13 protein-coding genes are annotated in these 14,067 nt (G+C 52.4%); all 13 read left to right on the top strand.

What is annotated here, in order from left to right; genetic code table 11:
- The first annotated feature begins 77 nt into the window (after positions 1-77).
- The 13 genes from Q0X97_RS04400 (at position 78) to Q0X97_RS04460 (ending at position 14,052) form a co-directional block, all read left to right on the top strand.
- On the top strand, positions 78-920 hold the full coding sequence (locus tag Q0X97_RS04400; protein WP_302065801.1) for a class II glutamine amidotransferase: 843 nt from the start codon (positions 78-80) through the stop codon (positions 918-920).
- 136 nt (positions 921-1,056) lie between these two features.
- A complete protein-coding gene (nrdR, locus tag Q0X97_RS04405) occupies positions 1,057-1,521 on the top strand; it encodes a transcriptional regulator NrdR (protein ID WP_302065800.1) in 465 nt (154 codons plus the stop codon).
- A gap of 128 nt (positions 1,522-1,649) precedes the next feature.
- A complete protein-coding gene (locus Q0X97_RS04410) occupies positions 1,650-2,237 on the top strand; it encodes a cytochrome C (RefSeq protein WP_302067677.1) in 588 nt (195 codons plus the stop codon).
- Between the two features lie 22 nt (positions 2,238-2,259).
- Entirely contained in the window at positions 2,260-3,357 is a 1,098-nt protein-coding gene (ribD, locus tag Q0X97_RS04415; protein ID WP_302065798.1) for a bifunctional diaminohydroxyphosphoribosylaminopyrimidine deaminase/5-amino-6-(5-phosphoribosylamino)uracil reductase RibD, read from the top strand.
- 400 nt (positions 3,358-3,757) lie between these two features.
- Positions 3,758-5,062 (top strand): nucleotide sugar dehydrogenase, encoded by a 1,305-nt coding sequence (locus Q0X97_RS04420; protein WP_302065797.1) that lies wholly within the window; start codon positions 3,758-3,760, stop codon positions 5,060-5,062.
- Positions 5,063-5,077: 15 nt separating this feature from the next.
- Positions 5,078-6,130, top strand: a complete 1,053-nt coding sequence (locus tag Q0X97_RS04425; protein ID WP_302065796.1) for a Gfo/Idh/MocA family protein — start codon at positions 5,078-5,080, stop codon at positions 6,128-6,130.
- A gap of 135 nt (positions 6,131-6,265) precedes the next feature.
- Complete coding sequence (locus tag Q0X97_RS04430; RefSeq protein ID WP_302065795.1) at positions 6,266-7,306, top strand: glycerol-3-phosphate dehydrogenase/oxidase; 1,041 nt, start codon at positions 6,266-6,268, stop codon at positions 7,304-7,306.
- A complete protein-coding gene (locus Q0X97_RS04435; RefSeq protein WP_085391120.1) occupies positions 7,303-7,884 on the top strand; it encodes an acyltransferase in 582 nt (193 codons plus the stop codon). The genes Q0X97_RS04430 and Q0X97_RS04435 overlap by 4 nt, the downstream gene beginning before the upstream one ends.
- 29 nt (positions 7,885-7,913) lie before the next feature.
- Entirely contained in the window at positions 7,914-8,993 is a 1,080-nt protein-coding gene (locus Q0X97_RS04440) for a DegT/DnrJ/EryC1/StrS aminotransferase family protein (protein WP_302065794.1), read from the top strand.
- Between the two features lie 40 nt (positions 8,994-9,033).
- On the top strand, positions 9,034-10,452 hold the full coding sequence (locus Q0X97_RS04445) for a lipopolysaccharide biosynthesis protein (protein WP_302065793.1): 1,419 nt from the start codon (positions 9,034-9,036) through the stop codon (positions 10,450-10,452).
- 34 nt (positions 10,453-10,486) lie between these two features.
- Positions 10,487-11,653, top strand: a complete 1,167-nt coding sequence (locus Q0X97_RS04450; protein ID WP_302065792.1) for a glycosyltransferase — start codon at positions 10,487-10,489, stop codon at positions 11,651-11,653.
- 30 nt (positions 11,654-11,683) lie between these two features.
- Complete coding sequence (locus tag Q0X97_RS04455) at positions 11,684-12,988, top strand: O-antigen ligase (RefSeq protein ID WP_302065791.1); 1,305 nt, start codon at positions 11,684-11,686, stop codon at positions 12,986-12,988.
- Entirely contained in the window at positions 12,985-14,052 is a 1,068-nt protein-coding gene (locus tag Q0X97_RS04460; protein WP_302065790.1) for a glycosyltransferase family 4 protein, read from the top strand. Before Q0X97_RS04455 ends, Q0X97_RS04460 begins: the two co-directional genes overlap by 4 nt.
- Positions 14,053-14,067 lie beyond the last annotated feature (15 nt).

A 14,067-nucleotide genomic window follows, 5' to 3' on the forward strand; every position in this document is an offset into this window, starting at 1 on the left:
GCCGTCTGAAAACTTTTTCAGACGGCCTGTTCGTTACCAATTTACCCATCTATTCTCTAACCCACGGAATAAAAATCATGTGCCAACTTTTAGGCATGAACTGCAACACTCCTACCGATATCGTTTTTTCTTTTGAAGGCTTCCGCCGCCGCGGCGGGATTACCGACCACCACGCCGACGGCTTCGGCATCGGCTTTTTCGAAGGCAAAGGCGTGCGGCTGTTTCACGACGACCGCCCGAGCGCAGGTTCGCCCGTTGCCGACTTGGTAAAAGCCTATCAGATTAAGTCGGAAAACGTGATTGCCCACATCCGCAAAGCCACGCAAGGCCAAACCTCGCTGGCCAACACCCATCCGTTTATACGCGAAATGTGGGGCGAATACTGGCTGTTTGCCCACAACGGCCATCTTAAAAACTTCCATCCCGAAACGGGCGGTTTTTACCGTCCCGTCGGCAACACCGACTCCGAGCGCGCGTTTTGCTATATTTTGGAACAACTGCGCCAACGGTTTTCCGAACGCCCCGACACCGACACTTTATTTAACGCCGTTGCCGCGCTAACCGCCGAAATCCGCAGTTACGGACTGTTTAACTTTATGATGTCCAACGGCGAATACCTTTTCGCCCACGCCAGCACCCTGCTCCATTACATCGTGCGCAAAGCACCGTTCGGCGAAGCGCATCTGCTGGACGACGACGTTACCGTCGATTTCGCCGCCGTTACCACGCCCAATGACAAAGTCGCCGTTATCGCCACCTTGCCGCTGACCGGCAACGAAACATGGTCGCAACTGGCGGTAAACGAATTGGTGCTGTTCCAAGCCGGCGACATCATCCGCAACGACACGCCCGAAAATCCCGTGTACATGGGCGTAGAAGAAGGCTTGGCCGTGGCGCGTGCCGCGGGTGTGTCGGTATGAACGGCAAGAAGCCGTAAAGACCGGCAGGCCGTCTGAAAACCCGTTTTCAGACGGCCTGATTGAAAAATAGCACACCCATGCGGAAATCCTGCGTTTACGTTACAATAAAATACTTATACACAAGCGGTTTACACCCATGAAATGCCCTTTCTGCCACCACCCCAACACACAGGTTACCGACTCGCGTCTGCTGGAAGAAACCAACAGCATCCGCCGCCGCCGCCGCTGCCCGTCTTGCGAGCAGCGGTTCAGCACATTTGAAACCGTGGAAATGCGGATGCCGCAAATCATCAAAAGCACGGGCGCGCGCGTGGCGTTCAACCCGCACAAGCTGCGCACCAGCTTGGAACGCGCCCTGCACAAACGCCCAATTGATGCGGAAACCATCGACGACACCGTGGCCTTAATCGAACAACGCCTATACAGCCTCGGGCATAAAGAAGTGTCGTCGCAACTGGTCGGCGAGATGGCCATGGAAGAGCTGGCTAAAATCGACCAAGTGGCCTATGTACGCTTTGCTTCCGTATATAAAAGTTTCAACGACGTATCCGAATTTACCCAAGCCATCGCCACCTTGCCCAAAGAGGCCGGGCGTGATTGAAACACTGCCCCTCTTCAAGCAAACAACTCTATTCTTTACCAACGTATAAGTTTGCAAGCACTCCACCATAAACGGCAGGAATTTGATATACTTAACGTTATTTCTTATAACACTTACGGAATTTGCCAATGAAATTATCCGCCTTTGCCCTTGTTGCCGCCGCCGTTTTGAGTTTAAGCGCATGCAGCCAGCAAGCCGAAACTTCCGTACCGGCCGATAACGCGGCCGAAGCGTCTTCTTCATCCGCCGCCGTGTCCGCTCCCGCCGCCAATGCCGTACAAACCCTAACCAGTTCGGACGGCAAAATCAGCATTGTCGTGCAAGGCAGCCAATTTGAAGATGCCATTCAAGACGAAGCCGCCCGCCCCGAAGGGATCACCGCCGAAGAGCTGACTATGATGCAGCACGACGAAGGCAGTAATATTTCGCTTTACATTGTGAATTTGGGCACGCCGCACACCGATGCCAAAAACTATTTCAACAATCTGAAAAACGCCTTGAAAACCGCCGAAGGCCTGAGTGAAGTGCAAACGGGCGTAGCCACCGAAAACCGTATGAACTACCGTTTCGCACAAAACGATTCCAAAGGCAATCTGCTGCGTGAAAACTGCATTTCCATCTACGAAACCAACCTCTACAACGTCTGCGCCAGCAGCAACACGGCTTCGCAAGACGAACTGGCAGCCATCTTAAAAGAAGTGAATTTGGTTAAATAACAAATCAAAGGCCGTCTGAAAAATGTTTGACGCAACCGACATCCAAATGATGCACAACGCCCTCGCCCTCGCACGGCAAGGGCGTTTTTCAACATCGCCCAATCCGCGCGTAGGTTGCGTGGTCGCACACGGCACCCAAATCGTCGGACAAGGGTTTCATATTCGCGCCGGCGGGCCCCATGCGGAAGTACATGCTTTGCGGCAGGCCGGAACATTGGCACGCGGAGCCACCGCTTATGTAACACTCGAGCCGTGCAGCCACTACGGACGCACGCCGCCCTGTGCCGACGCCTTAATCGAATCGGGCGTATCGCGGGTAGTGGCGGCCATGACCGACCCGAATCCGCAAGTGGCCGGAAAAGGCTTATCCATGCTTCAGGCGGCAGGCATCCGTGTCGAAAGCGGCCTGCTCGAAGCCGAAGCGCGCGAACTGAACCGCGGTTTTCTTTCCCGCATCGAACGAGACCGCCCGTTTGTACGCCTGAAATGTGCCGCCGGCCTCGACGGTAAAACCGCCCTTTCAGACGGCCGCAGCCAATGGATTACCGGCGAAGAAGCGCGAGCCGACGTGCAGATACTCCGCGCCGAAAGTTGTGCCGTTATTACCGGTATCGGTACAGTACTGGCCGATAATCCGCAACTCAACGTGCGCAGCTTCCCTACCCTGCGCCAACCCGCCCGCGTGGTGCTCGACAGCTGTCTGAAAACACCGCTTACCGGCAAATTGGTACAAGACGGCGGCAGCCCGACCATCATCGCCACGCTGGAAAATGACGAACAACGCCTGCTTGCCTACACGCAATATCCGCATATCCATATCATCAGGCCGTCTGAAAACAACGGACGGATAGATTTGCACGATTTATTGAAGCAACTGGCGGCAAAAGGTTGCGGTGAAGTGATGGTTGAAGCCGGAGCGACACTGGCGGCAGCTTTCCTGCAAGCAGATTTGGTAGATGAAATCGTGCTCTATCAAGCTCCGAAAATCTTAGGCAACAACGCTCGCGGATTGTTCGACATTCCTGAAAATACGGAGGTTTTGCAAACAGAAAGCCTTTGGCACACCGCTTCTTTAACAACCGTCGGCAACGACATCAAATGGATATTGCGCAGGAAATAACCACCCACTAAAAAATATTATCTTCATAATAATTTTTCCAAAAACCTTAAATTTTGTGTGAAAAATTTTGTAAACAGATTTTGCTTTAATGTTGCGAGTGGCATCTCGTCGGCCACACTCAAATTCCTGATCAAACGCAAAGCATACATTCTTATGTAATTCTTCTTTCAAGGAATTCGTACCTTCCCTAACCACTAATATCTATTATTTCAAAAGCATTTCTTAATATTGCATATCGCATATTCCATATGCTGTAACACTTCGTTTTGTTGGTGTTTTGTAAACTTCCCCCCTATCTCCTCATCATAACGAAACCGATTCACTCCGAATCTGTCTGAGACTAAGTAAGTCAATATAACTGTCCGCTTAAAAATTCCTTCTATATTCCACGAGAGCCATCATGAAAAATACCACCATTCAAAAATTCGCCGACAAATCTGCCAAAATCGGTATTGTCGGTTTGGGTTATGTCGGTCTGCCGCTAATGCTGCGCTATGTCGACATCGGTTATCAAGTTCTAGGCTTTGACATTGACGAAGAAAAAGTATGCAAGCTCAACAACGGCGAGAGCTACATCGAACATATTCCCGCCGATAAAATCGCCGCCGCCAGCAAAAGCCTGTTTGAAGCCACTACCGATTTCTCGCGCATCGGAGAAGTGGAAGCCGTTATTCTGTGCGTGCCCACTCCGCTCAACAAATACCGCGAACCGGACATGAGCTTCGTTATCGATACCACCGATGCGGTGAAACCGTATCTGCGCGCCGGTCAGGTATTGTCTTTGGAATCCACCACTTATCCCGGCACCACCGAAGAGGAACTGCTGCCCCGCATCGAAGAAGGCGGCCTGAAAGTGGGCGAAAACGTATTCTTGGTTTACTCGCCCGAACGCGAAGACCCGGGCAATCCCGATTTTGAAACCCGCACCATTCCCAAAGTGATTGGCGGCCACACGCCTGCCTGTTTGGAAGTGGGCATCGCGCTTTACCAACCCGCCATCGACAAAGTGGTGCCCGTCAGCTCCACCAAAGCAGCCGAGCTGACCAAACTACTGGAAAACATCCACCGCGCCGTCAACATCGGCTTGGTTAACGAAATGAAAATCGTGGCCGACAAAATGGACATCGACATCCACGAAGTAATCAACGCCGCCGCCACCAAACCGTTCGGCTTCGTCGCCTACTACCCCGGCCCGGGCTTGGGCGGCCACTGTATCCCCATCGACCCGTTCTATTTAACTTGGAAAGCCCGCGAATACGGCGTGAACACCCGCTTCATTGAATTGGCAGGTGAAGTAAACTCAAGCATGCCCGAATATGTGGTCAACAAAACCGCATTGGCGCTCAACGATCACCAACGTTCGATCAAAGGCAGCAAAATCTTGGTATTGGGCATCGCCTACAAGAAAAATGTGGACGACATGCGTGAGAGCCCTTCAGTGGAAGTGATGGAACTGCTGCGCGATTTGGGTGCGGAAGTGGCGTACAGCGACCCGCATGTGCCGGTATTCCCGAAAATGCGCGAGCACACATTCGATTTGAAGAGCGAACCTTTCACCGCTGAAAACATTGCCCGCTTCGATTGCGTGGTGCTGACGACCGACCACGATAAATTCGATTACGACTTGCTCAAACAGCACGCCAAATTGATTATCGACACACGCGGCAAATATTTGGGCAAATCCGATAACGTCGTCAAAGCATAAAGAGGCCGTCTGAATATGTTTGAAACCATCAAAGACCGTAAAATCAAATTTGCTTTGGTCGGCTGCGGCCGTATTTCCAACAACCATTTCGGTTCGTTCGAAGCCTTGAAAGACCAATGCGAAGTCGTCGGCGTGTGCGACATCGACCCCGCCAATCTGCAAGCCGCCGTCGAGCGCACGGGAGCCAAAGGCTATGCTTCTTATACGGAAATGCTGGCAGACACCGATGCCGACATTATCGTGCTCACCACGCCCTCCGGCCTGCACCCTGACCAAGCCGTGCAGGCTTTGGAAGCGGGTTTTCATGTGGTTACCGAAAAACCGATGGCCACCCGCCTGCATGACGGCGAGCGCATGGTGAAAGCGGCCGACAAAGCCGGCAAACGCCTGTTTGTGGTGAAGCAAAACCGCTTGAACGCCACTTTGCAGATGCTCAAACGCGCCGTCGAAGAAAACCGCTTCGGCAAAATCTGCATGGTGCATTTGAATGTATTCTGGACGCGCCCGCAGTCTTACTACGACCAAGGCGGCGGTTGGCGCGGCACATGGGAATTCGACGGCGGCGCATTTATGAATCAGGCCAGCCATTATGTTGATTTGATGGAATGGCTGATCGGCCCGGTACAAGACGTGCAGGCGATGATTTCCACCCACCGCGACATTGAAACCGAAGACACCGGCGTGATGAACATCCGCTGGCGCAACGGCGCGCTCGGCTCGATGGCCGTAACCATGTGCACTTACCCGAAAAACCTCGAAGGCTCGATTACCATTTTGGGCGAGACCGGCACGGTGCGCATCGGCGGCATGGCGGTGAATGAAATTCAGGAATGGAATTTCGCCGATTCCCGCGATTACGACGAACAAGTGAAAACCGCCAACTACGAAACCACCTCGGTTTACGGTTTCGGCCACCCGCTCTATTACAAAAACGTGGTTGACGTAATGCGCGGCGAAGCCGAACCGATTACGGACGGCCGCGAAGGTTTGAAATCGCTGGAATTGCTGATCGCCGCCTATCTCTCCGCCCGCGACAACAAAACCGTTTCGTTACCTTTGGTTTATTAACAGGCTCCGACACACAGGGCGACGCAAAAATATCGCCCTGTGTGTTGCCCGCTTAACAAGAAGCCTCACTTTTTCCAAACAACACAAATCCTACCTTCCTAAACGGCGGGATTTCCGGTCAATAAGGAATTTTTGATGAAAATCGCCGTAGCAGGCGCAGGCATCATCGGTGCATGTACCGCTTGGGCAGCGGCAAAACAAGGCCACGCCGTTACCCTGTTTGAACAGGATACGGCAATGGCACACACCAGCCGGTCATCATCCAAGTTGTTACACGGTGGTCTGCGTTATCTCGAAACCGGGCAGTTTGCTTTAGTGAAAAAGGCTCTGCTCGCCCGCCGTTTCTGGTTGGAACGCGCACCCGAATTGTGCCGCCCGCTGGAGTTGCTGTTTCCGATTTATAAAGGCCACGGCCGCCCGAAATGGCAAATCGGCATCGGTACCAAACTGTATGATCTGCTGGCATCCGGCAGCGGCTTTCCCCGCAGCTCTTGGCTGGATAAAACAGAAGTGCTGAACCGCTGTCCCGCCCTGCTTTCAGACGGCCTCAAAGGTGCGTTTTCCTTTTACGATGCCCAAATGGACGATTTCGCACTGGGACAATGGGTGGTCGGCCAATGCCGTGATTTGGGCGTGGAAGTGGTCGAACACCACAAAATCGAAACGTTCGACAGCCTCGCCGGTTTCGACCACATCGTCAATGCCACCGGCCCGTGGGCAATGGAGCTGCGCACTCAGCAAGGCGGTTCGCCCGCTTATACCATCGATTGGGTGCGCGGCAGCCATATCTTTATCGACCGCGAACGCACGCAGGCTTTGATGCTGCCGATTCCGCAGGAAAAACGGATTTTCTTCGTGCTGCCTTATCAGGGCAAAACCTTAATCGGCACCACCGAAGTCCGCCAAGACCACCCCGAAGCGGAGAGGCCGTCTGAAGAAGAAACCGATTACCTTCTGGCCGCCTACAATGCCTATCACAGCGAAAAGCTCACGGCAGAAGACATCAACGGCAGCTTTTCCGGCGTGCGCCCTTTGTTGAAAAGCGCCGCCAATCCCAGCGATGCCACCCGCGAATGGGCGTTCGAACGCGTCGGCAACGTGCTGCACATCTACGGCGGCAAATGGACGACGGCACAGATTCAGGGCGAAGCCGCCTTACAGGAGCTATTGAAATGACCGACTACACCGTACACCCCAGCGCCATTGTCGACGACGGCGCGAAAATCGGCGCAGGCAGCCGCATTTGGCATTTCGCGCATATCTGCGGCGGTGCCGAAATCGGCAAAAACTGCTCGTTCGGCCAAAACGTGTTTGTCGGCAACAAAGTGAAAATCGGCGACAACTGCAAAATCCAAAACAACGTTTCCGTGTACGACAACGTTTATCTCGAAGACGGCGTATTCTGCGGCCCCAGCATGGTGTTTACCAACGTCTACAACCCGCGTTCGCTGATCGAGCGCAAAAGCGAATACCGCGACACACTGGTTAAAAAAGGCGCGACTTTGGGCGCAAACTGCACCATCGTGTGCGGCATAACCATCGGCAAATTCGCCTTTGTGGGCGCAGGAGCGGTGGTGAACAAAGACGTGCCCGACTACGCCCTGATGGTCGGCGTGCCCGCCCGCCAAATCGGTTGGATGAGCGAATACGGCGAACAGCTCGACCTGCCCGTGCACGGCAGCGGCAAAGCAAGCTGTTCCCACACCGGAGCTGTTTATACGCTTTCAGACGGCCTCTTAACCAAATCAGAATAATATTTCAGAATAATATTAGGGAAACCATCATGCAATTTATCGACCTCGCCGCCCAACAAGCCCGAATCAAAGACCAAATCGATGCCAACATCCAAAAAGTGCTGGCACACGGCGGCTATATCCTCGGCCCCGAAGTCGCCGAACTGGAAGAACAACTCAAAGCCTATTGCGGCGCACAATACTGCATCACCTGCGCCAACGGTACCGACGCACTGCAAATCGCGCTGATGGCCTTGGGCGTGCAGGCCGGCGACGAAGTGATTACCCCCGGTTTTACCTACATCGCCACCGCCGAAACCGTGGCCCTGCTCGGCGCCAAACCCGTATATGTCGATATCGACGAAACCACCTACAATATCGACCCCGCCAAAATCGAAGCGGCCATCACCGACAAAACCAAAGCCATCATTCCCGTATCGCTCTACGGCCAATGCGCCGACTACGACGCCATTAACGCCATCGCCGCCAAACACAAGCTGCCGGTGATCGAAGATGCCGCCCAAAGTTTCGGTGCCACCTACAAAGGCAGAAAATCCTGCAACTTAACCACCATCGCCTGCACCAGCTTTTTCCCCAGCAAACCACTGGGCTGCTACGGCGACGGCGGCGCGATTTTCACTAATGACGAAACGCTGGCGACCGTTATCCGCCAAATTGCCCGCCACGGCCAAGACCGCCGCTACCACCATATCCGCGTCGGCGTAAACAGCCGCTTGGACACTCTGCAAGCCGCCATCCTGCTGCCGAAACTGGCGATTTTTGAAGAAGAAATGCAGTTGCGCCAGCAAGTTGCCGCCATGTATGCCGAAGCCCTGCAAGATGCGGGCATTGCCGTGCCGTTTATCGAAGCGCACAACCGCAGCGCCTATGCCCAATACACCATCCGCGTGAAAAACCGCGATGCCGTTCAGACGGCCTTGAAAGCAGCGGGCATTCCCACCGCCGTGCATTACCCGATTCCGCTGAACAAACAGCCCGCCGTCGCCAACGATGCCGTGCTGCCGGTGGGCGATTTGGTGGCACAGGAAGTCGTGAGCCTGCCGATGCACCCGTATATGACGCACAAACAAGTACGGCAAGTGGCCGACGCACTCAAAGCGGCCGTTTAAGCGGCCGGCCTCTTCGGAGGCCGTCTGAAAACATACTGACATGAATGCACGCAAACTTTTAGGTTACGCTCTCGGCCCGCTCGGCAGTGCCGCTGTCGGCATTATCTCCCTGCCGCTGATTTCTTGGTATTTTCCGGCGGAAGACATCGGCCGCATCATCATGCTGCAAACCGTGTCGGCATTGATACTGATTGCCGTGGGATTGGGGTTGGATCAGGCGTATATCCGCGAATATTACGCCGCCGGAAACAAAGCGGCTTTGTTTAAAACCACCGTGGTTCCGCCTGTTTTGCTCACTGCGCTGCTGATTGCCGGCATTGCAATATGGAACTTGAACTGGCCGTCTGAAAAGATATTTGAGCTGGACGATACCGCTTTAAGCATATTGTGCCTGTTGTTTTTTACGGGCATGCTGCTGGTGCGTTATTTCTCGCTGATTTTGCGGATGCAGGAAAAGGCTTTTGCATTTTCATTCAGCCAGTTCACGCCGAAAGTGTTGATTTTGGTATTGGTGCTGTGCTGCGTGTTGCTCAGGCTGCCCACCAATACGTTTACTTTGGTATCGGCTTATACGCTGGCCCAGTTGGTTACCGTCGGCGTATTGGTTTTGCAAACCCGTACCGAACTGAAAGCCGCCGCCGCTGCGCCGTTGTCGCCCCGACAATTGAAAGACACCCTGAATTACGGCCTTCCGTTGGCTTTAGGCGGGCTGGCGTATTGGGGGTTTACTTCGGTAGACCGTTTTTTGCTGAAAAGTTTGGGCGGCCTGTCGGAGTTGGGTATTTACTCGATGGCGGTCAGCTTTGGTGCCATTGCGCTGATTTTTCAAAGCATCTTTTCCACGATTTGGGCACCGATGGTGTTCAAATGGGTCAAAGAAGAAACCAACTTGGATAAAATCGGCCGGATTACCGGCTTGATGACGGATTTAATCGCGGCAATACTCTGCATAGTGGGTATTTGCTCGCCGTTGGTTGCTTGGATACTGCCGGAAAAATACGCACCGGTGCAGTTTATCCTGCTTTCCAGCATGTTGTTTCCATTGCTGTATACTCTGACCGAAGTAACCGGCATCGGCATCAACGTGAGCAAGAAAACTTGGTTGATTACCGTGTTTTCAGTCGTTGCCCTGCTGTGTAATTTAGGCTTGCTCTATCGGCTGGTTCCCGCTTTGGGCGCGAAAGGTGCGGCAATGTCGACCGCCATCTCTTTTTGGGTGTTTTCCGTTTTGAAAACGGAAGCCTCTGTGCGCTTGTGGCAGCCGCTGCCGCGCATACAGCTCTACGGCACCATGTTTGCCTGCCTGATCTGCTGTTTGGCCTATACCCGTTGGGGAAATACCGGCAATTATTTTGTTTTCGCCGCCGTTTGGCTGCTGGTGTTGGCAATATTATTGATGAAACACAGAAAAATACTTCTTCAGGCGGCCTCGATTATCAAAGGCCGTCTGAAAAAGTAGGATTTTGAAAACAGAAAATTAAAAGCGTATAGCCATGCATGTATTGATTATCCCTTCGTGGTACCCTGCCACCCGCCAAGATATGAACGGCATCTTCTTCCGCCAACAGGCTCAGGCTTTGCAGCATTCCGGCCTGAAAGTGGGCGTGATTGCACCGATTTTCCGCTCCGTGCGCGGCGAACCCGCTTCTATTTTTACCGGTGGCTACGGCATCCGCAGTTATGTTGAAAAAGGGGTTCCGACTTATGTGTATAAAAGCATGTATTTTTTCCCGCGCACCGCACTGGACCGCAACCGCTGGATAAAAGCCGGACGCAAACTGTTCGAACTCTATGTGCGCCAACACGGCAAACCGGACGTTATCCACGCCCACTGCATGAATCATGCCGGAATTCTGGCCCATCAAATCCACGCTGAAACACAGATACCCTACGTCATCACCGAACACAGTACCACTTATGCGCGGAAACTCATTCGCGACTGGCAATGGGATGCGATGCACAAAGCGGCCGAACAATGCGCATCAAGAATTGCGGTCAGCAAAGATTTCAAACAACTGCTGGAAAAAGAATACCGCGGCCTCGGTTGGAAATATATTCCCAATATTTTGTCCGCCAACTTCGAAGCGCCCGTCGACTTAAGCAACAAACCATCGAATACCGACTTTACTTTCTGTTCGGTTGCCCACTTACAGCACAAAAAAGGTTTTGATATTTTATTGCCCGCCTTCGCCGAGGCTTTGAAGAAATATCCGCAACTGAAACTGAAAATCGGCGGTACGGGGCCGGAGGAAGGCAAACTGCACCAATTGGCGGAAAGCCTCGGCCTTAAAGGATCGGTCAGCTTTTTAGGCGGGCTGAAAAGCGATGAGGTGTTGGATTTGATGTATAACAGCGATGCCTTCGTGCTGCCCAGCCGCCATGAAACGTTCGGCGTGGTGTTTATCGAGGCGCTGTCGCAAGGGCTGCCGGTGATTGCCACGTGCTGCGGCGGCCCCGAATCTATCGTTAACGACGATAACGGCCTGCTCATCCCCTCCGAAAACCGGCAGGCCCTTACCGAGGCATTGGTCAATCTGTATGAAAACCGCCGGCATTACGATGCCGCCGTGCTGCGGGAAAACTGTTTGAAAGAATTCGGGGAGAAAAGCGTAACCGCACAAATCACAGCCGAATACGAGCAAGCCGTTTCCAACAAATAAACAAGCATCAATAAAAAAGCCGGAGTTATCGTGAAACTCAGAAGCCAAACTTTATACATTTTGATGATTTACACCATGCTCTGCGCATACATGGTGGGGCCGATGCTTTCTTTCATGGCGGGCATTCCCCGTATCGACAACCCTCTGTCGTTATTATTCGTATGCGGCACACTCGTTATCGCCTTCTTTGAAAACAAGCGTTTTCCAACCCAAATCGGCATGCCTTTGATATGCCTGAGTTTCATGGCCGCTTGGAGCGCTCTGCACCTGCTTATCTCTACATTGAGCAACACACAATTCGCCGACCTGATGTTTTTCCTCGTCGTGCCCTGCTTTTTCTACATTCTCTACCTTTGCATTTCGAGACATGAAGACCCGCTCGGCTTTATCCAGCGTTTGATGATCGTATTCACTTTATTCATCGCCCTGCCGCCGTTAGCAGAAATAGCCATAGGCATGCCTTTTGTAAGCACCTCGGGAGAAGAGCTTTCGATTGAAGCGGGATCGGCGAAAGGTTTCTTCTTCAACCCCAATAACATGGCAGCCACGGCTGTTTGCGTCGCTCCCGCAATTTTAATATTTTTCAACTACTTCGGGCGTACGGCAAAAGAAAAAACGGCGGGTTGGGTGTTGTTTGCTTTATTGGGCGCGGCTATTTTCATCAGTGCTTCCCGCACCGCAATCGCCTGTTATCTCGCCTTGCTGGCTTTACATTTTATCTATCGGAAAAACGGCTTGGCCACGTTAATCGCTCTGGCGGGTGCTTATCTGCTGTTTGCGATCACGCCTTCGTACGTCATCCAGAATTTCCTATTGTCTCTTAACAGCAATCCGTTTTTAGAGCGTTTTTCATCGCGCCTGTATTTATTTCTGTATGATTTCGGCAGCGATAACTCCGTATCCTACCGCCAAGAAATTTACAACTACTTTTATGACAATCTGCCTTTTCTGTATACCGGATACGGCCCGAAAAATTTCAGCGAATACTTCGGCGGGCACCTCAGTTACAGTTTGGGCTTTGAAAACCCGCATAGTTTCATCATCGAACTTTATTTGGGCTTCGGCATCATCTCGTTACTGGCTTTTATCGGGTATGTTGCCGTGTATTGCATCGGAATGGTTTTCGCCAAAGCGCCTGAAAACAAAATACGCTTTTTCGCCTTAATCGGCATGGCGGTTTTTCTGGTGGCGGGCTTTATTCCTTCTTCCATTTTGCGGCTGCCTTTCGTTTGGATTCCCTGCTTTTTAATTTTTATTTACATCGTTCTCCATACTTCGCAATACAACCGTACTCCGATTTCCGGGTTTACCCGTTCCTCTTGGAAACATTTATGAAAATTATCCTAACTTCTTCCATGAGCGGCCTTGGCGGAACAGAGCACGCCACCTTCCGTCTCGGACGTTTACTGAGCGAACAGCGCCATACTGTTATTTTGGCCTCTTCAGACGGCCCTTTGATTCAAGATGCAGAGAAACTGGGCATAAGATGGTATGAAATTGATTTCTACCAAAGCACGGCCGGCTATTTCAAAGGAATGCTGGCATTCGCCAAAATGCTGAAACTCGAAAAACCGGATATCGTGCACTGCCAGATGGCCCGCATCGTGCCTGCCTGCGCCGTGGCGGCGAAAATCGCTTCGCCCAAAACCAAAGTGTTCTACCATGCCCGCGGCCTCAACCCTGAAACTTATCCGAAAATCGCCAAACTTTTCGACAAACTCGGCGTGTATATCATCGCCAATTGCAGACACGAGCAGCAAAAACTGATCCGACATGGTTTTCCCGCCTCCCGCATTGACTACACCTACAATGCCTTGCCCGAAATCGATTCGATTCCCGAGAAAACCGAAAAAGATTATGTGATGCTCGGCACGCTTTCCCGTTTGGATAAAGTTCGCGCGGTTAATCTGGCAATCGATATGGTGAAAGTACTGCTCGACCGCAGCTTATCCGTACGGCTTTCGGTTGCCGGTATCGGCGAAGAGTTAGAAAACCTGAAAGCACAAGCCCGCCGCTTGGGAATGGACGACAAAGTGGTTTTCCTCGGAGGAGTACGCGATTTGAACGCTTATTTCAAAGAAGTCGACATTTTGCTCAACACGCCCGTTTTGGTAGGAGATCACGGTGCCGGAGTCGGCAACAATACGCTTGAAGCAGGCTTGTACGGCGTGCCCGTGGTTACTTATGATGTGGCGGGCGTATCCGAAATCGTACTCAACGGCAAAACGGGCTATTGCATTCCGTTTGAAGACAAAACCGCCTTTGCCGATGCGGTCGAAACGCTGGTACGCGACGCCTCTCTGCGCCGACAAATGGGAACCGCTTTAAAACAACATGTCGAAACCCTCTGTTCCGACGAAGAGATTTACCGCACCACCATGGCAGCATACAACATGTAAACAAGAGGTAAGCCG

The sequence above is a fragment of the Neisseria sp. MVDL19-042950 genome, from assembly GCF_030504625.1.
Lineage (GTDB): Bacteria > Pseudomonadota > Gammaproteobacteria > Burkholderiales > Neisseriaceae > Neisseria.

Excerpts from the sequence above, each read along its gene's own strand:
- Q0X97_RS04425 (WP_302065796.1), top strand. The coding sequence starts at position 5,078 with ATGTTTGAAACCATCAAAGACCGTAAAATCAAATTTGCTTTGGTCGGC.
- ribD (WP_302065798.1), top strand. The coding sequence starts at position 2,260 with ATGTTTGACGCAACCGACATCCAAATGATGCACAACGCCCTCGCCCTC.
- Q0X97_RS04460 (WP_302065790.1), top strand. The coding sequence starts at position 12,985 with ATGAAAATTATCCTAACTTCTTCCATGAGCGGCCTTGGCGGAACAGAG.
- Q0X97_RS04450 (WP_302065792.1), top strand. The coding sequence starts at position 10,487 with ATGCATGTATTGATTATCCCTTCGTGGTACCCTGCCACCCGCCAAGAT.
- Q0X97_RS04435 (WP_085391120.1), top strand. The coding sequence starts at position 7,303 with ATGACCGACTACACCGTACACCCCAGCGCCATTGTCGACGACGGCGCG.
- Q0X97_RS04430 (WP_302065795.1), top strand. The coding sequence starts at position 6,266 with ATGAAAATCGCCGTAGCAGGCGCAGGCATCATCGGTGCATGTACCGCT.
- Q0X97_RS04440 (WP_302065794.1), top strand. The coding sequence starts at position 7,914 with ATGCAATTTATCGACCTCGCCGCCCAACAAGCCCGAATCAAAGACCAA.
- nrdR (WP_302065800.1), top strand. The coding sequence starts at position 1,057 with ATGAAATGCCCTTTCTGCCACCACCCCAACACACAGGTTACCGACTCG.
- Q0X97_RS04400 (WP_302065801.1), top strand. The coding sequence starts at position 78 with ATGTGCCAACTTTTAGGCATGAACTGCAACACTCCTACCGATATCGTT.
- Q0X97_RS04445 (WP_302065793.1), top strand. The coding sequence starts at position 9,034 with ATGAATGCACGCAAACTTTTAGGTTACGCTCTCGGCCCGCTCGGCAGT.
- Q0X97_RS04410 (WP_302067677.1), top strand. The coding sequence starts at position 1,650 with ATGAAATTATCCGCCTTTGCCCTTGTTGCCGCCGCCGTTTTGAGTTTA.
- Q0X97_RS04420 (WP_302065797.1), top strand. The coding sequence starts at position 3,758 with ATGAAAAATACCACCATTCAAAAATTCGCCGACAAATCTGCCAAAATC.